17 protein-coding genes and 1 pseudogene are annotated in these 24,321 nt (G+C 70.0%); 5 read left to right on the top strand and 13 right to left on the bottom strand.

Annotated elements, in window-relative coordinates:
- Window positions 1–53: 53 nt before the first annotated feature.
- Window positions 54–815 (top strand): annotated as a pseudogene (locus ACZ4RZ_RS25280) (LLM class flavin-dependent oxidoreductase); the annotation flags it as partial.
- Window positions 816–993: 178 nt separating this feature from the next.
- Here the strand turns inward: ACZ4RZ_RS25280 and ACZ4RZ_RS25275 are convergent.
- From ACZ4RZ_RS25275 to sucC, 3 genes are all read right to left on the bottom strand, one after another.
- The gene (locus ACZ4RZ_RS25275; protein WP_467747777.1) at window positions 994–2,550 is read right to left on the bottom strand and encodes an aldehyde dehydrogenase family protein; all 1,557 of its coding nucleotides are present in this window, start codon (window positions 2,548–2,550) and stop codon (window positions 994–996) included.
- Window positions 2,551–2,715: 165 nt separating this feature from the next.
- Window positions 2,716–3,615, bottom strand: a complete 900-nt coding sequence (gene sucD, locus ACZ4RZ_RS25270; protein ID WP_467747776.1) for a succinate--CoA ligase subunit alpha — start codon at window positions 3,613–3,615, stop codon at window positions 2,716–2,718.
- Window positions 3,616–3,626: 11 nt separating this feature from the next.
- A complete protein-coding gene (gene sucC / locus ACZ4RZ_RS25265) occupies window positions 3,627–4,757 on the bottom strand; it encodes an ADP-forming succinate--CoA ligase subunit beta (RefSeq protein WP_467747774.1) in 1,131 nt (376 codons plus the stop codon).
- Between the two features lie 165 nt (window positions 4,758–4,922).
- Between sucC and frc the strand changes: the two genes are divergently transcribed.
- The 4 genes from frc to ACZ4RZ_RS25245 all read left to right on the top strand — a co-directional run bounded on the left by frc (window position 4,923) and on the right by ACZ4RZ_RS25245 (window position 11,222).
- The gene (gene frc / locus ACZ4RZ_RS25260) at window positions 4,923–6,155 is read left to right on the top strand and encodes a formyl-CoA transferase (protein WP_467747773.1); all 1,233 of its coding nucleotides are present in this window, start codon (window positions 4,923–4,925) and stop codon (window positions 6,153–6,155) included.
- Window positions 6,156–8,309 carry an acetate--CoA ligase family protein gene (locus ACZ4RZ_RS25255; protein WP_467747771.1) on the top strand — a complete coding sequence of 718 codons (2,154 nt, stop codon included), beginning with the start codon at window positions 6,156–6,158 and terminating at the stop codon, window positions 8,307–8,309.
- A 118-nt stretch (window positions 8,310–8,427) separates the two neighbouring features.
- Window positions 8,428–9,816 (top strand): OFA family MFS transporter, encoded by a 1,389-nt coding sequence (locus tag ACZ4RZ_RS25250; protein WP_467747769.1) that lies wholly within the window; start codon window positions 8,428–8,430, stop codon window positions 9,814–9,816.
- A complete protein-coding gene (locus tag ACZ4RZ_RS25245; RefSeq protein ID WP_467747767.1) occupies window positions 9,816–11,222 on the top strand; it encodes an OFA family MFS transporter in 1,407 nt (468 codons plus the stop codon). The genes ACZ4RZ_RS25250 and ACZ4RZ_RS25245 overlap by 1 nt, the downstream gene beginning before the upstream one ends.
- Before the next feature lie 77 nt (window positions 11,223–11,299).
- Here ACZ4RZ_RS25245 and ACZ4RZ_RS25240 read toward each other — a convergent pair whose 3' ends face one another.
- From ACZ4RZ_RS25240 to ACZ4RZ_RS25195, 10 genes are all read right to left on the bottom strand, one after another.
- Window positions 11,300–12,466: a sugar phosphate isomerase/epimerase family protein gene (locus ACZ4RZ_RS25240; protein ID WP_467747766.1), complete on the bottom strand. Its 1,167-nt coding sequence runs from the start codon at window positions 12,464–12,466 to the stop codon at window positions 11,300–11,302.
- A gap of 189 nt (window positions 12,467–12,655) precedes the next feature.
- A complete protein-coding gene (locus ACZ4RZ_RS25235; RefSeq protein WP_467747765.1) occupies window positions 12,656–14,083 on the bottom strand; it encodes a nucleotide pyrophosphatase/phosphodiesterase family protein in 1,428 nt (475 codons plus the stop codon).
- Window positions 14,080–15,249 (bottom strand): metabolite traffic protein EboE, encoded by a 1,170-nt coding sequence (eboE, locus tag ACZ4RZ_RS25230; protein WP_467747763.1) that lies wholly within the window; start codon window positions 15,247–15,249, stop codon window positions 14,080–14,082. Before eboE ends, ACZ4RZ_RS25235 begins: the two co-directional genes overlap by 4 nt.
- A 3-nt stretch (window positions 15,250–15,252) precedes the next feature.
- Window positions 15,253–16,101 carry a TatD family hydrolase gene (locus tag ACZ4RZ_RS25225; RefSeq protein ID WP_467747762.1) on the bottom strand — a complete coding sequence of 283 codons (849 nt, stop codon included), beginning with the start codon at window positions 16,099–16,101 and terminating at the stop codon, window positions 15,253–15,255.
- On the bottom strand, window positions 16,101–16,874 hold the full coding sequence (locus ACZ4RZ_RS25220; protein ID WP_467747761.1) for an EboA domain-containing protein: 774 nt from the start codon (window positions 16,872–16,874) through the stop codon (window positions 16,101–16,103). The genes ACZ4RZ_RS25225 and ACZ4RZ_RS25220 overlap by 1 nt, the downstream gene beginning before the upstream one ends.
- Complete coding sequence (locus ACZ4RZ_RS25215) at window positions 16,871–17,794, bottom strand: sugar phosphate isomerase/epimerase family protein (protein ID WP_467747759.1); 924 nt, start codon at window positions 17,792–17,794, stop codon at window positions 16,871–16,873. The genes ACZ4RZ_RS25220 and ACZ4RZ_RS25215 overlap by 4 nt, the downstream gene beginning before the upstream one ends.
- Window positions 17,791–19,047 (bottom strand): SCO3242 family prenyltransferase, encoded by a 1,257-nt coding sequence (locus ACZ4RZ_RS25210; RefSeq protein ID WP_467747757.1) that lies wholly within the window; start codon window positions 19,045–19,047, stop codon window positions 17,791–17,793. The genes ACZ4RZ_RS25215 and ACZ4RZ_RS25210 overlap by 4 nt, the downstream gene beginning before the upstream one ends.
- Window positions 19,048–19,118: 71 nt before the next feature.
- Window positions 19,119–20,252, bottom strand: a complete 1,134-nt coding sequence (locus ACZ4RZ_RS25205; RefSeq protein WP_467747755.1) for an inositol-3-phosphate synthase — start codon at window positions 20,250–20,252, stop codon at window positions 19,119–19,121.
- Between the two features lie 126 nt (window positions 20,253–20,378).
- The gene (locus ACZ4RZ_RS25200; RefSeq protein WP_467747753.1) at window positions 20,379–21,755 is read right to left on the bottom strand and encodes a ThuA domain-containing protein; all 1,377 of its coding nucleotides are present in this window, start codon (window positions 21,753–21,755) and stop codon (window positions 20,379–20,381) included.
- A gap of 17 nt (window positions 21,756–21,772) precedes the next feature.
- A complete protein-coding gene (locus tag ACZ4RZ_RS25195; RefSeq protein WP_467747752.1) occupies window positions 21,773–24,271 on the bottom strand; it encodes a PQQ-dependent sugar dehydrogenase in 2,499 nt (832 codons plus the stop codon).
- Between the last annotated feature and the right edge of the window lie 50 nt (window positions 24,272–24,321).

Raw genomic sequence — 24,321 nt, 5'->3', positions numbered from 1 at the left:
CTGTACCCAAGACTGATAGTCAGTGATCCTGATGATTTGTTAGGCTGACGGATATGAGCGAACAACGCGTGCGCTTCGGCATCAAGACCACCCCCATGCATGTCTCCTACGAGGACATCCGCCGCGTCTGGCGGGAGGCCGACGCCCTGCCCGCATTCCAGGACGCCTGGCTCTGGGACCACCTGCTTCCCTTGCGCGGGCCCAAGAGTGGCCAAACGTACGAGAGTTGGACCCTGCTCGGCGCCCTCGCCGCGCAGACCGAGAGGCTGCGGCTCGGGGTGCTGGTCACCAGCAACCGCATGCGCCCGCCCGCCGTCCTGGGAAAGATCGCCACGACCGTCGACGTCGTCTCCGGTGGACGGCTCGTCATGGGCATAGGCGTCGGTGGAACACACCAGCCGTCCGGCGCGGGCGGAATCGCCGGGGAGAATCCGGCGATCTCGGAGTACGAGGCGTACGGGCTGACGCTCGTCCCGCCCGGCGAGGGAATCGCCCGGCTCGGGGAGACCATTGAGATCCTGCGGCGCATGTGGACGGAGGACGTCTTCGACTTCGAGGGGCGCCACTACCGGCTCCGGGGCACACGGAACGAGCCCAAGCCGGTGCAGCGGCCCGGTCCCCCGCTGCTGATCGGCGGCTGGGGCACCCGACTGCTGCGGCTGGTCGCCGAGCAGGCGGACATCTGGAACATCCCCGGACCGCCGCACAACGGCGTCGAGTTCATCGCCGAGCGCGCACGCGAGCTGGACGCACACTGCGCGGACATCGGGCGGGATCCGCGGGAGATCACCCGCTCCGTGCAGGTCGTCGTCTCGTACGACGATCCCGGCGCCACCCGCGCGGTGGTCGCCGAGCTCGTCGGCATCGGCGTGAACCATGTCGTCCTCAGCCTGCCGGCGCCCTATCCTCCGGGGGTCGCACGCTGGCTGGTGGACGAGATCATCGAGCCGGTCGCCGGGCAGCGCCCCGACATGGGCGTCGCCCGGCCTCACCTCACGGCATCAGGTGGTAGTCCGGGAAGTTCCCGGGCAGCCGCTCCCCCGCCGGTCCCTGCGTCACCGCGCGCACGAGCAGTTCCCCGCCCACGAAGGCACCGCGCCACGACGCGCCGAAGCCGCCGAAGAGTTCGTCACGGTCGCCCCGGGAACGGGGCTTGCCGCGGCCGACCTTGAACGCGCGGATCTGCGGGGCGAGTCGGTCGTACGTCGCCTCGTCGTCCGTGGAGAGCGTGGCGACGAGCGCGCCGTTCGACGCGTTCATCGCGGCGAGCAGCTCGGCCTCGGTGTCGACCAGGACGATGGTGTCGACCGGGCCGAAGGGCTCCGCGTGGTGCAGCGGTGAGGACGGCGGCGGGTTCAGGATCGTGACGGGCTGGACGTAGGCCGCCGTGTCCTGACCGGGCAGGAACCGCGCGTCGGACAGCTTGCCGCGGTGCAGCGGGACGGCGCCCCGGTCGATGGCCTCGGCGACCTGGTCGTGCAGCTCCTTGGCCTTCGCCGCGTTGATGACCGGACCGAAGTCGAGTGTCGGGTACGGGTCATCGGGGTGCTCGACCGCGAGCGGGTGACCGACCCGCAGGGTGCGGACGGCCGGCAGGTACGCGGCCAGGAACTCGTCGAACAGCTCACGCTGGACGACGAAGCGCGGGTAGGCCGTGCAGCGCTGCTTGCCGTAGTCGAAGAGCTTGGGGATGACCGCGGTCAGCGCGTCCCAGTCGGTGTAGTTCCAGATGCCCCAGGTGTTGAGTCCTTCCTGCTCGAGTACATGCCGCTTGCCGAGGTCGGCGACGGCGGTGGCCACCGCGGCGCCCGTGTCACGGCCGCCGACGAAGGAGACACAGCCGATCTCGGGCGCGCGGACGAGCGCCTCGGAGAGCTCGCCGCCGCTGCCGCTGACGAGGGTGACCGGGATCCCTTCGCGCGCGGCGAGCGCACTGGCCAGGGTGAGGCAGGCGACGCCGCCGTCGGTCGGGGTCTTGGCGATGACCGCATTGCCTGCCAATGCCTGGACCAGCATTGCGTGAACGAGCACGCTCATCGGGTAGTTCCAGCTCGCGATGTTGGACACGGGTCCGTCGAGCGGGGCCCGGCCGTCCACCATGGGCTCGATGCCGTCGACGTACCAGCGCACGCCGTCGATCGCCCGGTCCACGTCGGCCTGCGCGAGCCGCCAGGGCTTGCCGATCTCCCAGACGAGAAGCAGGGCGAGCAGTTCGCGGTGTTCGGTGAGCGCGTCGAGGGTCGCCGCCACGCGTGCGCGGCGCTCCGCCAGGGGCACATGGCGCCAGGCGCGGTGCTGGTCGAGCGAGGCGCGTACGGCCTGCTGGGCGGTGGCACCGTCCAGACGCGGCGGGCCCGCGATGGGGCTGCCGTCGACGGGGCTGGTGGCGGGCAGTGCCCGGCCGTCCGCCTGCCAGGCGGCGCCCCAGAGGTTGAGGACACGGTCGTCGCGGAACGCCTCGGGAGCGACGGCGAGGCACCGCTGCCAGGCGTCGGTCCAGGACGTACCGGACTTCACAACGAGGTTGGTGGGGTTGAGGGTGGTTGCCATTCGGTGTCTCCGCTCTCGGTGCACAGTCGGGGGCGGGGGGCTTGGCATCTGCCGAACCGCAGGATGCATGCCCGCGCGGACAGTGATCGCGTATGTCGCGAACAGTGGTCGCGTATATAGGGAGGAACGTAGTGAGGCCGGATGGTTTCCGACAGTCACTCCACGTCAACTATGAGTGACGTCACGTTCCGTTTCCAGCTGGGTCAGCACCAGCCGGGCCGTCTCGGTCGGGGTGCCGCCCACGCGCACTCCGACCGCCTCCAGGGCCTTCTTCTTCGCCTGGGCGGTGCCCGACGAACCGGAGACGATGGCTCCCGCGTGCCCCATGGTCTTGCCTTCGGGCGCGGTGAAGCCGGCGATGTAGCCGACGACGGGCTTGGTGACGTGGTCGCCGATGTACGCGGCCGCCCGTTCCTCGGCGTCGCCGCCGATCTCCCCGATGAGAACGATCAGTTCCGTCTCGGGGTCGTCCTGGAAGGCCGCCAGGCAGTCGATGTGAGTGGTGCCGACGACGGGGTCGCCGCCGATGCCCACGCAGGTGGAGAAGCCGATGTCCCGGAGCTCGTACATGAGCTGGTACGTCAGGGTGCCCGACTTGGAGACCAGGCCGACGCGTCCGGGTTTCGTGATGTCGGCGGGGATGATGCCCGCGTTCGACTGGCCGGGCGTGATCAGGCCCGGGCAGTTGGGACCGATGACGCGCGTACCCCTCTTCGCGGCGTGCGCGTGGAAGGCGACGGAGTCGTGGACCGGGATGCCCTCGGCGATGACGACGGCGAGTCCGATCCCGGCGTCGGCGGCCTCCACAACGGCCGCCTTGGCGAAGGCCGGTGGCACGAAGACCACGCTCACGTCCGCTCCGGTCGCCGCCATGCCTTCGCGCACCGACCCGAAGACGGGCACGGCCCGGTCGTCGAGGTCGACGGTCTGCCCGGCCTTGCGCGGGTTGACGCCGCCGACGACGTGAGTGCCGGCCGCGAGCATGCGCCGGGTGTGCTTCATCCCCTCGCCGCCGGTCATGCCCTGGACGAGGACCTTGGACTCCTTGGTGAGAAAGATGGCCATGTCCCGCTCCTTCAGCTTGTGTTGGCGAGTTGGGCGGCACGGCGGGCGGCACCGTCCATGGTGGTGGCCTGCTGCACCAAGGGGTGCGCGTGGCCGTCGAGGATGGCGCGGCCGCGGACGGCGTTGTTGCCGTCGAGGCGGACCACGAGCGGCTTGGTCAGCCGCACGGCATCCAGGGCCTGCACGATGCCGTCGGCGACCGCGTCGCAGGCCGTGATCCCGCCGAAGACGTTGACGAAGACGGACTTCACGTCGGGATCGGAGAGGATGACCGCCAGGCCGTCGGCCATGATCTTGGCGGAGGCCCCGCCGCCGATGTCGAGGAAGTTGGCCGGCCGGGCGCCGCAGCCGGCGACCACGTCGAGCGTCGACATCACCAGGCCCGCGCCGTTGCCGATGATGCCGACCTCGCCGTCCAGCTTGACGTAGTTGAGGCCCTTGGCCGCGGCCGCCGCCTCCAGGGGGTCGTCGTGCCCGGCGCCCTCCTCTCCCCAACGCGCATGACGGAAGCGGGCGTTGTCGTCGAGGGTGACCTTGCCGTCCAGGGCGAGGATCTGCCCCTGGGTGGTGCGGACGAGGGGGTTCACCTCGACGAGAACGGCGTCCTCACGAGTCAGGACCTGCCACAGCCGCACCAGGGCGTCGACCGTCTGCGGTGGCAGACCGGCGGCCTCCGCGATCTCGGACGCCTTCGCCGACGTGACGCCCTCCGCCGGGTCGATGTGAATGCGCGCCACCGCCTCCGGCCTGGTCGCGGCCACCTCCTCGATCTCCATGCCACCCTCGGCGGAGGCGATCGCGAGGAAGCGTCCGGCGGCACGGTCGAGGACGTAGGAGACGTAGAACTCGCTCTCGATGTCGACGGGCTGAGCCAGCATCACCTCGCGGACCGTGTGGCCCTTGATGTCCATGCCGATGATCCGGCGTGCCGTGAGCTCGGCGGCGGCCGGGTCGGCGGCGAGCTTCACACCGCCCGCCTTGCCGCGCCCGCCGGTCTTCACCTGGGCCTTGACGACGACGCGGCCGCCGAGCCGGCGGGCGATCTCCCGCGCCTCCTTGGGCGAGCCCGTGACCTCGGCCCGCGGCACCACGATGCCGTGTTCCTCGAAGAGCGCCCGTGCCTGGTGCTCGTACAGGTCCATGATCCGGCTCCTGTCTTAAAAGTGCTGCACGACCCCTGGACATCACTCATCGGATGCGGGATAACAATCTTCATACAGTATCCGTCGACTGTATGCAATGTGCCGGACTCGGCCCACGACCAGCGACGCCCGGATGTTCAAGGCAACGGACAAGTGAGGTGACCTGTGACAACCAAGGCTCTCGAAGGCATTCGCGTCCTCGACATGACACACGTCCAGTCCGGCCCCTCGGCGACCCAACTGCTGGCCTGGCTGGGGGCGGACGTCATCAAGCTGGAGGCGCCGAGCGGTGACATCACCCGCAAGCAGCTGCGGGACATCCCGGACGTCGACTCCCTCTACTTCACGATGCTCAACAGCAACAAGCGGAGCATCACCCTCAACACCAAGACCGAGCGCGGCAAGGAGATCCTCACCGAGCTGATCCGCCGCTCCGACGTCATGGTGGAGAACTTCGGACCGGGCGCGGTCGACCGCATGGGCTTCACCTGGGACCGCATCCGCGAGATCAACCCGCGTATCGTCTATGCCTCCATCAAAGGGTTCGGGGACGGCCCGTACACCAACTTCAAGGCGTACGAGGTCGTCGCACAGGCCATGGGCGGGTCGATGTCGACCACCGGCTTCGAGGACGGGCCACCGCTGGCGACGGGGGCTCAGATCGGTGACTCGGGTACGGGCATCCACGCCGTGGCGGGGATTCTCGCGGCGCTGTTCCAGCGGGAGAACACCGGGCGTGGTCAGCGGGTCAACGTGGCCATGCAGCATGCTGTGCTCAACCTCTGCCGGGTGAAGCTGCGCGATCAGCAGCGACTGGCACATGGTCCGCTCGCCGAATATCCCAACGAGGACTTCGGCGACGAGGTTCCCAGGTCCGGGAACGCCTCCGGCGGCGGTCAGCCCGGCTGGGCGGTCAGGTGCGCTCCGGGCGGCCCGAACGACTACGTGTACGTCATCGTGCAGCCCGTCGGCTGGAAGCCCCTCAGCGAACTCATCGGCAGGCCCGAACTGGCCGACGACCCCGAGTGGTCCACCCCCGAGTCCCGACTGCCCAAGCTCGAGAAGATGTTCCAGCTCATCGAGGAGTGGTCGTCCACCCTCCCCAAGTGGCAGGTGCTGGAGAAGCTCAACTCCCACAACATCCCGTGCGGCCCGATCCTGTCCACCAAGGAGATCATCGAGGACGAGTCACTGGTCGCCAACGAGATGGTCGTGAAGGTGCCGCACCCCGAGCGCGGCGAGTTCGTGACCGTGGGCAGCCCGCTGAAGCTCTCCGACTCCCCCGTGGACGTGACCAGTTCGCCGCTGCTCGGCGAACACAACGAAGAGGTCTACATCGGCGAGCTCGGCCTCGGCGACGAAGAGCTGCGCCTCCTCAAGTCGATCGGGGTGATCTGAGTGGTGACCCAGGACCGGGCCCTACGGGTGCGCACCCTTCTCGACGGCGTACGGGCCGAGGGGCGGACCGCGCTCACCGCGCCCGAGGGCAAAGTGATCGCCGACGCGTACGGGATCGCCGTCCCCGGCGAGGAACTCGCGAGGGACGCGGACGAGGCGGTGGCCTGCGCGGCGCGCTTCGCCGGGCCCGTCGTGATGAAGATCGTCTCCCCGGACATCCTGCACAAGACCGATGCCGGCGGCGTGGTCGTAGGCGTCGAGGGTGCGGCGGACGTGCGGGCCGCCTTCCGCAAGATCGTCGAGAGCGCCCGGGAGTACGACCTCCAGGCCCGCATCGACGGCGTACAGATCCAGGAGCTGCTCCCGCAGGGGCAGGAGGTCATCGTCGGCGCGGTGACCGACCCGACGTTCGGGAAGGTCGTGGCCTTCGGCCTCGGCGGTGTACTGGTCGAGGTCCTCAGGGACGTCACTTTCCGGCTTGCTCCCGTGGACGCCGACGAGGCATTGTCGATGCTGGACTCGATCCGCTCGGCGCAGATTCTGCGCGGGGTGCGCGGTGCGCGGCCGGTGGACAGGCGAGCGATCGCCGAGCAGATTCTCCGGGTCTCCGAACTCGTCGCGGACTTCCCGGAGATCGCCGAGGTGGACCTCAACCCGGTGATCGCCACTGCGGACGGCGCGGTCGCGGCGGACATCCGCGTGATCCTCGCGGAGCGGGCTCCCTCCGAGCGCCGGACGCACACGCGCGAGGAGATCCTCACCTCCATGCGCCGCCTGATGCGGCCCTCGTCGATCGCCGTGATCGGCGCCTCCAACGAGCCGGGCAAGATCGGCAATTCGGTCCTGCGCAATCTCATCGACGGCGGCTTCGCGGGTGAGATCCATCCGGTGAACCCCAAGGCCGGCGACATTCTGGGCCGCAAGGCCTACCCAAGTGTCACGGATATTCCGGGCGAGGTGGACGTGGCGGTGTTCGCCGTCCCCGCCCCGTCCGTGGCCCCGCTCCTGGAGGAAGTGGGACGCAAGAACATCCCCAACGCCGTACTGATCCCCTCCGGGTTCGCGGAGAGCGGCGAGCCCGAACTCCAGGACGAGATCGTGGCCATCGGCGAGCGGCTCGGCATCCGGCTCCTCGGTCCGAACATCTACGGCTACTACTCGACGTGGCACAACGTGTGTGCCACCTTCTGCACGCCCTACGACGTGAAGGGCGGCGTCGCGTTGACCTCGCAGTCCGGCGGCATCGGAATGGCCGTCCTGGGCTTCGCGCGCACTACGAAGACGGGTGTTTCGGCGATCGTCGGGCTCGGCAACAAGGCGGACCTGGACGAGGACGACCTGCTCACCTGGTTCGGTGAGGACCCGCGCACGCAGTGCATCGCGATGCACCTGGAAGACCTCAAGGACGGCCGCGCGTTCGTCGAAGCGGCCCGCGCCACGGTCCCGAAGAAGCCGGTCGTGGTCCTGAAGGCCGGTCGTACGGCGGCCGGCGCCAAGGCCGCCGGTTCGCACACGGGCGCGCTCGCGGGCGACGACGCCGTGTACGACGACATCCTGAGGCAGGCCGGCGTCATCCGGGCCCCTGGGCTGAACGAAATGCTGGAGTACGCGCGCGCGTTGCCGGTGCTTCCGACTCCCAAGGGCGACAACGTCGTGATCATCACGGGCGCGGGCGGCAGCGGAGTGCTGCTGTCCGACGCGGTGACCGACAACGGCCTGTCCTTGATGGAGATCCCGCCGGACCTGGACATGTCCTTCCGGAAGTTCATCCCGCCCTTCGGGAGCGCAGGCAACCCCGTGGACATCACGGGTGGCGAGCCGCCCTCGACGTACGAGGCGACGATCCGGCTGGGACTGGAGGACCCGCGCGTCCACGCGCTCGTCCTCGGCTACTGGCACACCATCGTGACGCCTCCCCTGGTCTTCGCCGAGCTCACCGCGCGCGTGGTGGCCGAGTTCCGCGAACGCGGGATCGAGAAGCCCGTGGTCGCGTCGCTCGCGGGCGACGTCGAGGTCGAGGAGGCCTGCCAGTACTTGTACGAACGGGGGGTCGTGGCCTACCCGTACACGACCGAGAAGCCGGTGGCCGTCCTCGGCGCGAAGTACCGCTGGGCGCGTGCGGCGGGGCTGTTGGGGGGCGGGTTCATGACGTGAGTGTGCGCGGGGGTGGCCGACGGTGCGCGTCGGCCGCCCCCGGGACCCGTAAGCGCACGAAAGGCATTTGGCAGGGGGCGCTGACCAGATCTTTCGACGCAAGGGGTGTTTGAGCAAGATGACAACCACCGATTATTCGACCTCCGTCCCCTACCAAGAGGTGACGGACCGCAACGGCCGCGTGTACCGCGTGGGCGAGTCCGACATCGACATCATGGGCCGCAAGCGCAAATGGATGGTCCTGCTGCCCTGGGCGGGCATGATGGGCATCAGTTCCGCCGAGTACGCGTTCACCTCCGCGGAGGACACGCTGCACGATGCTCACCTGTGGAGCAGCGGACACATCTTCTGGCTGATGGGCGTCTGGGTGTTCTTCCAGGCGGCCGTGGCCTTCCCGGCCGGGCAACTGCGGGAGAGCGGCCGCCTCCCCGCCCGTACGGCGATGCTGCTGGGCGCGCTCGGCACGCTGCTGGGCTATCTGTCACTGGCCTTCGCGCCGCATGTGATGATCGCCTATCTGGGCTTCGGCATGTGCAGCGGCATCGGCGCCGGTCTCGTCTACGCGACCAGCGTGAACATGGTCGGAAAGTGGTATCCGGAGCGCAAGGGCGGCAAGACGGGCTTCGTCAACGGCGGTTTCGCCTACGGGTCCGTGCCCTTCGTCTTCCTGTTCACGTCGTACATGGACCTGAGCAACTACAGGGGCGTCCTGGTCGCGGTCGGCCTGTTCTGCTGCGCTGTCGTCGCCGTCGCCGGCTGGTTCTTCAAGGACCCGCCGAAGGGGTGGTGGCCCGCGGAGGTGGACCCGCTGAAGGCCTCGGACGACCCGAAGATCCGGCGGGCGCTGGAGAAGAACCCGCCGGCGGTGAAGCAGTACACCCCCAAGGAGGCTGCCCGTACCCCCGTGCTCTGGATGATGTGGTTCTGTCTGCTGTGCACGGCCGGGATCAACATCTTCGGCATCGCCTTCCAGGTGCCGTTCGGCAAGGACATGGGCTTCGCGGGCGGGATCGTGGCCACGGCGATGTCCCTGAAGGCCATCGTCAACGGCACGGGGCGTGGCGTCATCGGCTGGATATCCGACCGGGTCGGCCGGCGCCACACGCTGATCATCGTGTGCCTGGTGCTGGGCTCCGCCCAGTTCGGCGTGCTGGTCTCCGGCCAGATGGGCAGCATGCCGTTCTTCCTGTTCTGCTCCATGGTCTCCGGCTTCGGCGGCGGCGCGATCTTCCCGCTGTTCGCGGCCATGACAGCTGACTACTTCGGCGAGAACAACAACGCCTCCAACTACGGAATGGTCTACAGCTCGAAGTTGATCTCGGGCCTCGTGGGCTCCGGTATGGGAGCGGTCGTCGTCGGCGCGTGGGACTACCACGGCGCCTTCGTTCTCGCCGGATCCATCGGGCTGGCATCCGCAGTGCTGGCCCTGTTCCTCAAGGCTCCCGGCCGGCCGCAGGCCCGGAGCATCGTTCCCAACCCGCAACCGCTTGGCGAGGAGATGGCGTAATGACGGCGGAACCCATCGCCGCGAAGAACGCGTCGGACGACAACGACGCCTCGAACCGCGCATACCGTGAAGTCACCGACTCCCGGGGTCGTGTCTACCGGATCGGCGAGACTGACCGGGACATCCTGGGCCACTCACGCAAGTTCATGGTGTATCTGCCATGGCTGGCCATGATGGCCATCAGCGTCTTCGAGTACGCGTACGGCTCTGCCGAGGACACCTTGTCCCACGCGCACGGCTGGACGCAGAGCAACACCTTCTGGATCCTGAGCGTCTGGGTCTTCTTCCAGGCCGGCATAGCCTTCCCCGCGGGCTGGCTGCGGGAGAAGGGAATCCTCACCGCCCGCAAGGCCATGTACGTCGGCTCGGGCATGTGCCTGATCGGCTTCCTCGCTCTCTCTCACCTGAGCAACGTCTTTCTCGCCATCCTGGGCTTCGGCGTCATCGGCGGCCTGGGGTCCGGCCTGGTGTACGCGACCTGCATCAACATGGTCGGCAAGTGGTTCCCCGAGCGCCGTGGCGCGAAGACCGGATTCGTCAACGGCGGATTCGCGTACGGCTCTTTGCCGTTCATCTTCATCTTCAACTACGCGTTCGACACCGCCAACTACCACCGCGTCCTGGACCTCATCGGCTGCTACGTGATGATCGTGGTGCTGGCCTCCGCGTTCTTCTTCAGGGACCCGCCGAAGAACTGGTGGCCTGCGGACATCGACCCGCTGACCTATGGCGGCTCCGAGAAGGGTGCCGCCAGCCTGGCCAAGAACCCTCCCGCGGTGAAGCAGTACACACCCAAGGAGGCCATCAGGACCGGCATGCTTCCGCTCATGTGGATCGCCCTCGTCATGACCGCGGGTGTGTCGATCTTCGGAATCTCCTTCCAGGTCGACTTCGCCAAGGAAGTGGGCTTCGGACCGCTGGTCGCGGCGTCGTCGATGGGCGTCATGGCCGTCATCAACGGCATCGGCCGGGGTGTGGTGGGCTGGCTGTCCGACACCTGGGGCCGCAAGCAGACCCTGGTGTTCGTCATCGTCGTCCTGGGACTCGCCCAGTTCGGTGTGATCTGGGCCGGTGACATCCACAGCGAAGCCCTGTTCCTGTTCTTCGCCTTCCTCTCCGGGTTCGGCGGCGGGGCCTTCTATCCGATGTTCGCGGCTCTGACACCGGACTACTTCGGCGAGAACTACAACGCCACCAACTACGGCCTGGTGTACAGCGGCAAGCTGATCAGCGGCCTGTTCGGCGGCGGGCTCGGCTCGATGGTGGTCGCCGCCTGGGGCTACAACGGCGCCTACGCGCTGGCCGGCGGCGTCTCGATGGTGGCGGCGGCGATCGCGCTGCTGCTGAAGCAGCCGGGGCGGACCGGGGCGGACACGTCCGTTCCGCAGCCGCAACCGGCCGTCTGAGCAAGGGAGTCCTGACCAACGGATGAGGCGGCCCTCCCCACGACGCGCGTCGTGGGGAGGGCCGCCTCATCCGTTGGTCAGGACTGGTGACGCTTCTTGCGCAGGGCCGCGAGATTGTCGTAACCGATCTTCGCGTGCTTCAGCGACTGCCCCAGGTCGGTGGCGCTCGGGGCGTTGTCCTGCTCGACCATCGGGTTGTGGTAGTTCCGCGCGCCGACGCGCGAGAAGAACGTGGTGTAGTCGATGACACCGGTGCCGAACGGCACCATGTCGTACCCCATGCCGTTCGTGGTGTTGACGGTGCCGTCCTTGGCGTGGAAGAGCGGGTAGCGCTTGTTGTTGCGGACGACGAGCCCCGCGGGATCGAAGACGTTCTCCTGTGTGGAGCCGTCGTGGGCCGTGTACGTGTGGAACTTGTACTGGGCCACGTGCGCCCAGAAGATGTCCATCTCCAGCCAGACCACGTTCGGGTCGGTGATCTTGAGGAAGTACTCCAGCTTGCGGATGCCGGAGCTGCGCGTGGGATGGCCCTGGGCGTCCAGCGGACCGCCGTCGAGCAGGAAGCCGTACGCCGCGTCGTGGTTGTGGGTGTACAGCTTGATGCCCTCACGGCGAGCGATCTCGCCGAGCGCGTTCCACTTGTCCGCGGCCACGTCCCAGTCGGCGCGGTAGGCGCTGCCGGTGGGGTCGCCGCCGGTGCCCATGTGCGCCATGCCGAGGATGTTGGCGATCTCCAGGTGCTTCTTGAAGGTGTCCAGGTCGGCCGTCGTCAAGGGCCAGGACGGCGGTATGAAGCCGTGGTTGCCCTGCGCCCGCAGCCCGTACTCGTCGAGCCAGGAGCGCAGCAGCTTGGCGCCCTCCACGGACTCCAGGCTCGCGCCGCCCGGGGCGTTGGCGTGCTGGCCGTATCCGGCGAACTCCACCTGCCGGTAGCCGAAGCGCGAGAGCTGCTGGAAGACCTCACGGAAACCGGAGGGCAGATCGGTGGCGAGCGGGTCGCGGCCCGTCGCGTCACGGACGGTGTAGAGGATGATGCCGCGCTTGTTCGCGGGGACGAGTACGTCGCCGCCGTGGTCGAGGCCTCTGCCCCGGTCCTGGGCCAGGGCCGGTGAGGCGCCGAAGACGGGGGCGGCGATCGCCGCGGTCGCGGCGGCGGTGCAGGTGCTGAGGAAGCGGCGACGGCTGACGCCGAGAGTGCGACGCAGGGCGTCGCCGGTTCCGGATTCGTCGTTGAACGCGGTCACGGTTTCTCTCTTTCGGATCGGTGTTCAGCGGTGGCGGGTGCCGAGCGGTCTGCCGCTCGGCACCAGGTCGGATGCCTGCCGAGCGCGCGCCGGACGCGTGCCGGACGCGTGCCGGACGCGTGCCGGACGCGTTGTCAGTGGCGCGTGTTTCACTTTCTGTAGTCGCTCGTCACGGCTTGTCAGGCCTCGTCAGGTGAGGCCGGCCAGGTCGAGCAGCAGGGATTTCACTTCGGTGGCCGCGACGCGGCCGGTGACTGCGCGGGGGGTGGAGCAGATGATGAGCGGACCTTCGTCGTCGCTCATGGGAAGGCGGCCGTGGCTGCCTCGAATAGGTGAGGGGTCCAGGGGCACGACCGCCATGCGGTAGCGCATGCCGAGCTTCTTGCGGGCCAGAGCCGTGGCCGCCTTCACCTTGACGTACGGGTCGAGGGGATCCATGAAGAGTTCGACCGGGTCGTAGCCGGGTTTGCGGTGGATCTCGACGAGCTGCGCAAAGTCGGGCGCGTGGGCGTCGTCGAGCCAGTAGTAGTACGTGAACCAGGCGTCCGGCTCCGCGACGGCGACGAGTTCGCCGGAGCGCGGATGGTCGAGGTGATGGGTCTTCTTGCCCTCGTCGTCGAGGAGTTGCTCGATGCCGGGCAGGTCGGCGAGCGCCGCCTTCGCGACCTCCAGGTCCTCGGGCCGTCGCACGTAGACGTGGGCGATCTGGTGGTCGGCGACCGCGAAGGCACGAGAGGCCATCGGGTCGAGGTACTCCATGCCGTCCTGCGTGTGCACTTCGAGGAGTCCGGCGCGACGCAGGGCGCGGTTGATGTCGACGGGGCGGTCCGCGCGCGTGATGCCGTACTCGGAGAGCGCGACGACGGTACGGCCTTCGCCCCTGGCGTCGTCGAGGAGGGGAGCCATGGCCGCGTCGAGGTCCGCGGCCGCCTGGAGGGAGCGCGGGTCGTCGGGGCCGAAGCGCTGCAGGTCGTAGTCGAGGTGAGGGAGGTAGCAGAGGGTCAGGTCCGGCCGACGGGTGCGGTTGATGTGCCGGGTCGCGTCGATGATCCAGCGGCTGGAGACGAGGTCGGCGCCGGGCCCCCAGAAGTGGAAGAGGGGGAACGTGCCCAATTTCTCGGTGAGTTCGTCGTGCAGAGCCGGGGGCCGGGTGTAGCAGTCGGGTTCCTTGCGGCCGTCGGCGTAGTAGACGGGACGGGGAGTGACGGTGATGTCGGTGTCGGCGCCCATGGCGTACCACCAGCAGATATTGGCGACCGTGTAGCCGGGGTGCGCGCGCCGCGCGGCGTCCCACAGCTTGTCGCCGGACACCAGGCCGTTGTGCTGACGCCACAGGAGTACGTCGCCGAGCTCGCGGAAGTACCAGCCGTTGCCGACGATGCCGTGCTCGCAGGGGTGGGTGCCGGTGAGGAAGGTGGACTGGGCGGCGCAGGTGACGGCGGGCAGGACGGTGCCGAGCGGGGCACGGGAGCCGGACTGGCCGAGGGCCTTGAGGTGCGGCATGTGGTCGAGGAGACGGGGGGTGAGGCCTACGACGTCCAGGACGAGGAGAGGGGTGGGACGGGAGTGCTCGCTGGAGTGCTCGGGCTGGCCTGTCGGTGCCGGCGGCTGGGTCACGGCAGCTCCTTGAGGCCGAGGTCGGTCAACAGGTCACGAGCGAGGGTGAGTTCGGCGGCGATGCCGTCGGCCAGCTGGGCGCGGGCGCGGGGGCGCAGCTCGGGCGGGAGGGTCTGCCAGGTGTAGGTCTCGACCTCCAGATGGCGGGTGAGCGGATGCGGGCCGCCGACGAGGTGGGCCAGCGCAGCCCGGAGTACGGGGAGTGTGGAGGTGAGGGGCGCGGCGGGGGCCGCGTGCAGCGGGACGTGGAAGTGAGCGCGCCATGGGGAGGCGTCGGGCAGGGCGTTGCCCGTCAGTGCTTCGCCGAGATCGTCGGTGCCGCGCAGGCCGGCGGATGTCCGGATGCGGGTCTGGTGCAGGAAGCGGGGTTCGTCGAAGGCGGCGAGGGCGGTGCGGACTTCGGGGAGATGGGGGTGTTCGGCGTGCAGGGCGGCTGAGAGCTGCGATTTGACGACGGGGACGCGGGCTTGCGCGAGCGCGTCCAGGGCGTGGTGCGGGTCTTCGAAGGAGGTGGCGAGGTGGCAGGTGTCGACACAGATGCCGATGCGCTCGTGGCCGATCGCGGTGAGCGGGGCAAGGGCGTCGGTGGTGGTCTCGACGATGCAGCCGGGTTCGGGTTCCAGGCCGACGCGGATGGAGCGGCCGGTGAGTTCGTGCAGGGCGTCGAGGCGTTCGGCCAGCGTGCTCAGCGCGGCGTGTGCGGTCGCGGACCGCTCGCCGTCGTACGCCGTGCGCCAGGCGAGGGGCAGTGTGGAGATGCTGCCCTCGGTGACGTCGTCGGGAAGGAGCTGGGCGAGGACACGCGCCAGGGAGGTCGTATGGGCGAGCCGCTCCGGGTCTGCCCAGTCCGGCTTGTAGACGCGGTACTTGACCTCTTCGGCGCCGAAGCCTTCGTACGGGAAGCCGTTGAGGGTGACCACTTCGAGGCCACGGCGGTCGAGTTCGGTGCGCAGACCGCGCAGCGCGGACGGGTCGCCGACCAGTGTGCGGGCGGCGTCCTTGGCGAGCCACAGTCCGATGCCGAGGCGGTCTCGTCCCAGGCGTCGGCGGACGGGTTCGCAGTGGTCGCGCAGCTGGGCGAGGACGCCGTCGAAGGTCTCGGCCGGGTGGACGTTGGTGCAATAGGCGAGGTGGACGGTGGAGCCGTCGGGGTGGCGGAAGCGCATGGCTCACTCCCCGCCGCGGAGGATCGAGTTGCCTTCGTGGGTGACGTCCGTCGTCGTGGCCCGGAGATTCAGCCGCCCGCTGAGCCCGTAGAAGGCCACGGGGTTGCGCCACAGCACCCGGTCGACCTCGTCGTCGGTGAACCCGGCCTTCAGCAGGGCGTCGCCGACCCGGCGGGTTTTGAGGGGGTCGCTTCTCCCCCAGTCCGCGGCCGAGTTGACGAGCACCTGCTCCGGCCCGTACTCCCGCAGGACCGCGACCATCCGCTCCTCGTCCATCTTGGTGTCCGGATAGACGGAGAAGCCCAGCCAGCAGCCGCTGTCCTTGGCCTCCTTGACGGTGGTCTCGTTGAGGTGGTCGATGAGGACCCGGTCCGGGGTGAGCGCGGACTCGCGGACAGCCTCCAGGGTGCGGCGCAGGCCGGCCAGCTTGTCGCGGTGCGGGGTGTGAACGAGCGCGGGCAACCCGTGGTCGGCGGCGAGCTGCAGCTGGGCGGCGAGCGCGGTGTCCTCGGCGGGGGTCATCGAGTCGTAGCCGATCTCGCCCACGGCAACGACCTGGTCCTTGACGAGATACCGGGGCAACTCGTCGAGAACGGGGACGCAGCGGGGGTCGTTCGCCTCCTTCGGGTTGAGGGCGAGCGTGCAGTGGTGGGCGATGCCGTACTGGGCGGCGCGGAAGGGTTCCCAGCCGAGGAGCGAGTCGAAGTAGTCGAGGAAGGAGGTGGGTGAGGTGCGGGGCTGGCCGAGCCAGAAGGAGGGCTCGACGACGGCGCGGACGCCCGCGGCGTGCATGGCCTCGTAGTCGTCGGTGGTCCGTGACGTCATATGGATGTGGGGGTCGAAGATGCGCATCAGGACTCCTTGCCGGAGGGGCCGGACGTGCCGCGGGCGCCGGGGCTTCGGGACGTGCCGGGGCTGCCGGACGTGCAGGTGGGGGTGGCCGAGGGCTCGGTCAGGGCCAGGACGCGGTACAGGTCCTCGGGTACGGGACGGCCCGCGGCGGCGCGTTCGTCGGCGTAGTCGCCGAGCATGCGGGCGAGTTCGGCGTCGGCGTGGGCGCGTTGGGGCAGGTCGGCCACCTCGTCGACGGGGACGCCGGTGAACAGGCACTTCAGGACGGCGTGGCGCCAGTTGTGGGGGTCCAGGTGCAGGGCGGCGTACGGGCCGACAGCGGCCGCGAGGAGTCGGGTGTCATTGGTGCGCAGCGCGTCCTCGACGAGCGGCAGTGCGTCGGGTCCCGGCACGAGGTGGGGCAGGGCGTGCAGGACGGCTCGGCGTTCGGCGGCGGTGCCCTGGCGGTAGACGCGGGTGAGTGCGTCCGGATCGGCGCGGGCGGCGTGCAGGAGGAGTACGCGTGCGGCGTCGGCGTACTCCGGCCCGCACCGGCGCCCGGCCTCGGCGATCCGCAACTCCCAGACGGAGATGGGGCCGTGGGTGCCGGGGTGGGCGGCCGCCTCGTCGAGGGCCTGGTCGAGCCAGGCGCGAGCCGCGCCGCCGAGATGGGTGTTCAGGCGGGCGTGCAGGGCGGCGAGGGCGGACTGGGCCCGGTGGCCGATCTGGCTGTGCCGAGTGCCCTCGATGTTGTGGCCGCCCTGGCTGTGCTGGGCTCGGTGCGGGTGGTTCACGGGGTTCTCCCTTCGGGGCCCTCGGGGATCGCCCGGGCCGCGCGGTGGAGGAACGGGAGGGACTGCTCGGCGAAATGGGGGCCCGCGTGGGAGTGGCGGGGCAGTTCGACGACGGTCAGGGCCTGGTATCCGGTGGTGGCCAGGGCTTCGAGTACGGGCGGGAAGTCGATCTCCCCGTCCCCGAACGGGAGGTGTTCATGGATGCCGCGGCGCATGTCCTCGATCTGGACGTGACGCAGCCAAGGGGCGGCGGCGCGTACGCAGTCGGCGAGAGGAAGGGGTTCGAGGCACTGGCAGTGGCCGATGTCGAGGGTGAGTCCGAGCGCGCCCGGATCGCCGAGTGTTCGGCGCAGGCGGTGGAAGTCGGCGAGGGTGGCGAGCAGGTGGCCGGGCTCGGGTTCGACGGCGAGGGGGACGCCGGCGCGGGCGGCGGCGTCCAGCACGGGGGCGAGCGCCTCGGCCAGGCGTTCCCACGCGGTGTCCGCGTCCGTGCCGGCCGGGGTGATTCCACTGAAGCAGTGCACGGCATGGGCGCCGAGGTCGGCGGCGACCTGGACGGCCCGGATGAGCAGACCGACGCGGCGCGCGCGGTCGTCCGGGGCGGGATCGAGGAGCGAAGGACCGTGTTTGCGCCGTGGGTCGAGGACATAGCGGGCGCCGGTCTCGACCGTGACACCCAGACCGAGCGCCGCCAGCCTGTTGGCCACCTTCCCAGTGCGGGCGGCCAGGTCCGGGGCGAGCGGATCCAGGTGCATGTGGTCGAGGGTCAGGCCCACGCCGTCGTAGCCGAGGTCGGCGAGGAGTGCGAGGGCGTCGTCGAGTCGGAGGTCGGTGAGGCCGTTGGTGCCGTAGCCGAAGCGGAGAGGCTGGGGGGCCGGGGCGGGGCCCGCGTGGTCGGCCGTGCGGGGGCTCGGGATCATGTGACGCTCACCTTCCTCGCGAACTTGCGGGCCGCTGGGGCGAGCGCGGCGGTCAGCAGGGCGGTGACGGGGGCGCCCGCGCGGGCGGCGAGGGTGGCCTGGAGGGGGATCATGGCGCGGATTCCGCCGCCGACGGCGCGTTGGGTGAGCGCAGGTGAGGGGTTCAGGGCGGCGTGGAAGAGCGGGCGGGCGGAGGTCGCCGCGTAGGCGAGGGTGAGGGCTGCGCGCAGCGTGTCTGTCACGGGGTGCGGGAAGGGGCCCGGGGCAGGAGCGGCACCGCGTGCCGGGCCGAGTCCCACGCCGGTACCGACGCCGGCCTGGTCCGGGCCCATCGAGGCGTCAACACGCCCTGGTTGCACGGCTGCTGGGTCATCGCCGATCGACCGGCTCGCACTTGCCGCACCGTTCGACAGACCCCAGGCCAGCACACCTGTCGTGGCCAGCGCGGCCAGCGGTGCCGCCGGCGAACCGCCCTGCGTCTCGCCGCGCGACACCGTGGTCACCGCGAGGGTGTGGGTGGCCAGGGTGAGAGCGGAAGGAAGGGCGCGGCGGGCGGTGCGAGTGACGGTGGTCGAGGCCCGGGGCAGGTCCTGGCCCTGCGCGGCACGTCCGGTGGTCGCCGGACCGAAGAGCCGGTCCCGGCCGCGAGCCGTACCGGCGGTGGCCGCGGCGCCGAGGAGTACGTCCAGGCCGCGCGCGGCTGCCATCGCCACAGGTCCGGCGGGGGTTCGTTTGAGCGTGAGGTCGTACGCCCAGACGGTGGCCGCGAGGGGCGCGGCGATCGCGAGGGAGGGGCGGCCGGCGCGGGCCGCCAGGGCGAGGCCCGCCGCGGTCAGGGCTCCGGCCGCAGCGAGTGCCTTGGCCGGGTGTATGCGGCCGGAGGGCAGCGGGCGGTGCGGACGTTCCACGGCGTCCTCGGCTCGGTCGGCCCAGTCGTTCAGGGCCATGCCCGCTTCGTACAGGCAGAGGGAGGAACCGATGGCGAGCAGGGTGCGGGAGTTCGGGCGGGCGCCTACGGCAGCGGCCCCCGCGAGGGCGTCTCCGGGGACGGTGAACAGAGCGGGCAGACGCAGAAGCTCAGCCCAGGCCCGGGCCTTCGCCCGCGTCCCCCGGCCCAGCCCGGCCGATGCGCCCGCCCGGACCGACCCGGCCGACCCACTCGCCCGGACCGACCCGGCCGACCCACTCGCAGGGGCCAACGCGGCCGACGCACCCGCCCCGGCCGGCCCGACCAGCGCGCTCCCCTTGGCCAACCCGGCCACCGCGCTCGCCACAGCCGACGCAGCCGACGAGCCCGCCTCAACCGCCCCAGTCCTCCACAACCTCACCGGCCCTCCCCAGCGAGGCCCCGAAGGCGTCCCGCGAACCCCGCCAGTGCCGCGTACTGCTCGCCCAGGGCCGAGGGGCTCTCCCCCATCGGGTCCTTGAAGTAGAAGCCGAGTTCGCTCAGCGGGCCGGTGAGGCCGGCCTCGTGGGCGCGGGTAGCCAGGCGGGCGAGGTCGAGGACGAGTGGGGCCGCGAGTGCGGAGTCGCAGCCCTGCCAGGTGGTCTGGAGGATCATGCGCGTGCCGAGGAAGCCGTCGAAGGCGATGTGGTCCCAGGCGGTCTTCCAGTCGCCGAGGGAGGGGACGTCATCGATGTGGGTCTCACCCTCGGGGGCCGCGCCCAGGGTGTCCGCGAGTACGCGCTCCTTGCCGGCGTTCTTGGCCCTGGCGGCGGCCGGGTCGGCGAGGGCGGCTCCGTCGCCGCCGCCCAGGAGGTTGGTGCCGGACCAGGCGCGGACCGTCAGCGCGCGCTGGGCGAACATCGGGCCGAGCACCGACCGGAGCAGCGTCTGGCCGGTCTTGCCGTCACGGCCCGCGTAGGGCAACCCGCTGGACTCGGCCAAGATCGCGAGGGCCGGGTGGTGCAGGCCCGTGGAGGGGGTGAAGTTCACGTACGGACAGCCGGCCCGCAGCGCCGCCGCCGCGTACAGCGAGCTGGGTGGCAGCGCGGTCCCGGCGGCAGCGGGCTCCGTGGAGGCCACGTTCACCACCACCGCCCGGGTCAGGCCGCAGCGGCGTATGAAGTCCCGTATGTCCGTGGCGAAGGCGTCCACGAGGTCGGCCTGCTCGCGGGTGTCGCCCGGGACGGGCCCGCCCGGGCTGATCTCCCGGTCGGCGGCCTCCAGTTCGGCCGCGATCGCCGACGGGAGGCCGTGCGGGAGCACGCCACCCGCGACCAGGGCCTCGGCCCGCTTCGGGAGCGGGCAGCCCACGGTGTCGTGGCCGCCGAAGACGAGAGACGAGAGGGCGGGCAGGTCGCAGTCGGCGAAGAGACCGGTTTCGGTGACCATGCCCGTGGAGGCGTGCAGCCCGGCGGTGACGGCCGCGCAGCCCGCGATGACGGTGGTGGCGACGGAGCCGCGCGCTCCGATCAGCCACACCCCCACCCGGGAATCGGAAAGGGACGCGGACATGGGCAGCCTCCTTGTCGTACGTCAGTCAGGAGATTCATCAGCCAGGAGTTGCAGCGGCCGGGAGATACGTCTCCCGGGAGAGGCGAGACGGCGGGCGGGAGTACGGCGCCTCCCGCCCGCCGCCGCTCAGTCGCCCGGCGAAGCCGTGTACGCCATGGGCTTCGAGGGCAGTTCCTTGATCCGGACGTTACGGAAGGACACCTGGTCGTCGGCTCCGTGGTTCTGGATGCCGACGTGCCCGTCGCGCAGGCTCCGTGCCGGATCGGTGTTGGTGAAATCGTTGATCTTCACGCCGTTGAGCCAGACGCGGAGCCGTTCGCCCTCCACGCGGATCTCGTACGTGTTCCACTCCCCCGGCGGGTTCAGCGCGCGGTCGCGCTGGTCGATGTCGGCGGACTGGAAGCTGTATACGGCCCCCGTGGTGCGATCGGGGGTGTCGGTCGCGTCGATCTGGACCTCGTAGCCGTTGTTCACGGCCGACCAGGGGTCGTCGGAGGCCGGGAAGCCCACGAAGACACCGGAGTTGTCGTCCCCGGCCACCTTCCAGTCCAGCTTCAGCGAGTACGAGCCGAAGCCCGCATCGGAACCGGAGTCCGAGCCGGCGTACCAGAGCATCCCCAGACCGCCGTTCGACGTCAGCGTGCCGTCGTCCGACAGCGAGAACGAACCCGGTCCCGCCTGCTTCCACGCCGACAGTGACTCCGCCGTGCCGTCGAAGAGCGGCCGGTAGCCGTTCTCCGGGCGGCAATCGGCCTGCGCGGCACCGATGGCGTACCGGATGCCGCCCAACAGGTGGTCACGGAAGGCCGGTTCGGCGTAGGACTCCTTGGTGTGGCCGCCCCCGGTGTAGAAGGCGCGGCCGCCCTGGTACTCCTGGCACCAGGCGATCGGATGGTCGCCGCTCATCGTGCCGCCGGTGTACGACGACTCGTCGAGCGAGGCCAGGACATGGGCCCGGTCCCGTGGATTGGAGCGGTAGTTGTACCACTCGTCCGTGCGGTCCCAGGCCTTCGGCAACCCCGAGGTCGCCGGGTGCGCCCGGTCCTCGACGTCGACCGTCGCGGGCTGGATCGCGGGGTGCGACTGGAAGTACGCGCCCGCGAGACCGCCGTAGAAGGCCCAGTCGTACTCGGTGTCGGCGGCCGCGTGGATGCCCACATAGCCGCCGCCTTGCTTGATGTACCGCTCGAAGGCGGCCTGTTGGGTGTCGTCGAGGACGTCACCGGTGGTGGAAAGGAACACCACGGCGTCGTAGCGGGCGAGGTTCTTCCTGGTGAAGTCGCCCGCGTCCTCGGTGGCGTCGACCGCGAAACCGCCGGTCGCCCCCAACTCGCGTACGGCCGCGATCCCTTCCGGGATCGAGTCGTGCCGGAAGCCGGCGGTCTTGGAGAAGACCAGGACCCGGCTCTCGTCGGCTCCCTTGGAGGCGGCCGGTCCCGACACACAGCCGATGAGCAGAGCGGCCGCGGCGCCCACCGTCAGCATCTGCGCTGATGTGCGCATGCCTGTCACACCTCCCGTCAGCTCGTAGTGAAGGTGAAGTCGTCCACGTCGTAGAGCGCGCCGGTTCCGCTCCCCTTGAAGACGAGGTAGAGCGTGGTGGTGCCGCGCGGCGCACCGGAGAGATCCGCGGTCACGTCCTGGAAGGTGTCCCAGCCTCCGGTCACCGGCACGGTCGCGGTGCCCAGCAGCCGGCCGGTGGCGGAGCCCGCACGGACCTCGAGGGTGCCGCCCGATCCGGCGGAGGAGATGCGTGCCGTGATCTTCGTAGCGTTGCTCAGGACGTACGGCTTGAAGGAGATCCAGTCGCCGTTGTTGATGTCGCCCACCGTCTTGCCGCCGTGTGCGGTGGCCTTCGACTGGACGGTGATGCCCGAGGCGTTGCCGTAGTGCTCGGCCTGGCGGTGCCTGGGCTGGGCGACACTCTGGTCGTGGCTGGTCAGCGCGGCCTGGCCGCCGCCTCCGCCGTCGGTGTACTCCGCGTCGAAGACTCCGAAGATGTTCGCGTCGTCGTCATGCCCGTTGCCCGCGCCGGTCTCGATGGTGCCGGAGCAGCCGTTGGCGGAGGTGATCAGGTGGCCGTGGCTGTCGTGGCCGAGGATGAAGTTGACCTTCACCTTGGCGCAGTCGATCGTCCCGTCCTCCGGGTCGGTCACCTTCACCTTGAAGGGCACGGCGTCCCCGAAGCTGAACAGCTGGCCGTCCCTGGGCAGTTCGAGCGTCACCTTGGGCGCGGTGTTGCCGACCACGACCTGCACGCTCGCGCTGCCTGTGCGCCCGCTCGCGTCCTTTGCCGTCACGGTCGCCGTGTACGTGCCGTTCTTCTTGTACGTGTGCGTCGGGTTCGCCGCGGTCGACTTGCCGCCGTCGCCGAAGTCCCAGCTGTAGGTGAGGGCGTCACCGTCCGCGTCGGACGAACCGGCCGAGGAGAAGCTGACCCTGAGCGGGGCCTGTCCCGAGGTGCGGTCGGCCGCGGCCTGGGCTACGGGTGAGTGGCCGTCGGTGGCGTTCTCGATGCGGTAGAGGCCCGAGTTCTCGTCACCGCCGAACCAGGCGGTGCCGTAGTCGAGGACGTACAGCGCGCCGTCGGGACCAAACGCCATGTCCATCACCTGGGTGCCCGTCCACGGGAAGGCGTTGATGGACTGCACGGTGCCGCTGCCGTCCGACACGATCCGCTTGATCCAGCGGCGGCCGAACTCTCCGGCGAAGAAGTTCCCGTCGTACGCCTGCGGGAACTTCACCGGCGAGTCGAGGGAGGCGTCGTAGTGGTAGACCGGGCCGCCCATCGGGGACTCCGAGCCGCTGCCGAACTCCGGGACGGACCCGCCGTCGTACGGGATCCAGGCGGGCTGGGCCGGGGGCAGGTCGGTGAGACCGGTGTTGTGCGGCGAGTTGTTCTTGGGCGCGTTGCAGTCGAAGCTCGAGCCGGAGGTCTTCGTAGCGAAGTCGTAGTCCACGAAGGCGTCGTTCTTGCCCGTGCAGTACGGCCAGCCGAAGTTGCCGGGGCCGGTCACGCGGGCGAATTCGACCTGGCCGCCGGGGCCGCGCGCCGGGTCGGCCGCGCCCGCGTCCGGGCCGTAGTCTCCGACGTAGACGATGCCCGTCGCCTTGTCGACGCTGAAGCGGAACGGGTTGCGGAAGCCCATCGCGTAGATCTCGGGGCGCGTCTTGTCCGTGCCGGGCGGGAAGAGGTTGCCGTCGGGTATGGAGTACGAGCCGTCGGCGTTCACCTTGATGCGCAGGATCTTGCCGCGCAGGTCATTGGTGTTGCCGGCCGAACGCTGGGCGTCGAAGGCCGGGTTGCGGTCGGCGCGCTCGTCGATAGGGGTGAAGCCGTCCGACTGGAAGGGGTTGGAGTCGTCCCCGGTGGAGAGGTAGAGGTTCCCCGCCGCGTCGAAGTCGATGTCGCCGCCGACGTGGCAGCAGATGCCGCGCGAGGTCTGTACGTCGAGGATCTTCTTCTCACTGGCGTTGTCCAGCGTGCCGTCGGCCTTGAGAACGAACCGCGAGAGGCGGTTGACGCCGTCGAAGGCCGCGAAGTCGGCGGCTGTGCCGGTCTCCGGGGCGTCGCCCGCCGGGGTGTTCAGGGGCGGCGCGTAGTAGAGGTAGATGTAGCGGTTGGTGGTGAAGCCGGGGTCGATGCCTACGCCCTGCAGGCCTTCCTCGTCGTGCGCGTACACGTCGAGCTTGCCCGCGATCTTGGTGTTGCCCGCCGCATCGGTGAGGCGGAGTTCGCCGTCGCGCGAGGTGTGCAGGACCGAGCGGTCAGGGAGCACGGCGAGCGACATGGGCTCGCCGACCTCGGGCTCGCCCTTGGCGAGGGTGACCTGCTGGAAGTCCTCGGCCGCGGCGGCCGTGGTGTCACCCGGGTCGGCGACGGCTGCGCCGGCCTGAGGTGCGGTGAGGGTGAGGGAAGCGGCCGCGAGCAGCGCACCGCTCAGCAGGGCGAGTGCCCCGCGGAGTCTTGGACGTCTCGAGTGGCTTGTGTTCTTCCTGTTGCTGGCGTTCGGGTGCACGAAATGCCTCCATGAAGGGGCTGGTCGTACTGGGCGGGTGCGATACGCCG

This window comes from Streptomyces sp. NPDC027189 (genome assembly GCF_055566975.1).
The sequence above is the reverse complement of the archived record's forward strand: the minus strand, read 5'-3'. Positions and strand labels throughout refer to the sequence as shown.

Coding starts and splice junctions, on each gene's coding strand:
- ACZ4RZ_RS25275 (WP_467747777.1), bottom strand. CDS start 2,550: ATGGCAACCACCCTCAACCCCACCAACCTCGTTGTGAAGTCCGGTACG.
- sucD (WP_467747776.1), bottom strand. CDS start 3,615: ATGGCCATCTTTCTCACCAAGGAGTCCAAGGTCCTCGTCCAGGGCATG.
- sucC (WP_467747774.1), bottom strand. CDS start 4,757: ATGGACCTGTACGAGCACCAGGCACGGGCGCTCTTCGAGGAACACGGC.
- ACZ4RZ_RS25250 (WP_467747769.1), top strand. CDS start 8,428: ATGACAACCACCGATTATTCGACCTCCGTCCCCTACCAAGAGGTGACG.
- ACZ4RZ_RS25245 (WP_467747767.1), top strand. CDS start 9,816: ATGACGGCGGAACCCATCGCCGCGAAGAACGCGTCGGACGACAACGAC.
- eboE (WP_467747763.1), bottom strand. CDS start 15,249: ATGCGCTTCCGCCACCCCGACGGCTCCACCGTCCACCTCGCCTATTGC.
- ACZ4RZ_RS25225 (WP_467747762.1), bottom strand. CDS start 16,101: ATGCGCATCTTCGACCCCCACATCCATATGACGTCACGGACCACCGAC.
- ACZ4RZ_RS25215 (WP_467747759.1), bottom strand. CDS start 17,794: ATGATCCCGAGCCCCCGCACGGCCGACCACGCGGGCCCCGCCCCGGCC.
- ACZ4RZ_RS25205 (WP_467747755.1), bottom strand. CDS start 20,252: ATGTCCGCGTCCCTTTCCGATTCCCGGGTGGGGGTGTGGCTGATCGGA.
- ACZ4RZ_RS25200 (WP_467747753.1), bottom strand. CDS start 21,755: ATGCGCACATCAGCGCAGATGCTGACGGTGGGCGCCGCGGCCGCTCTG.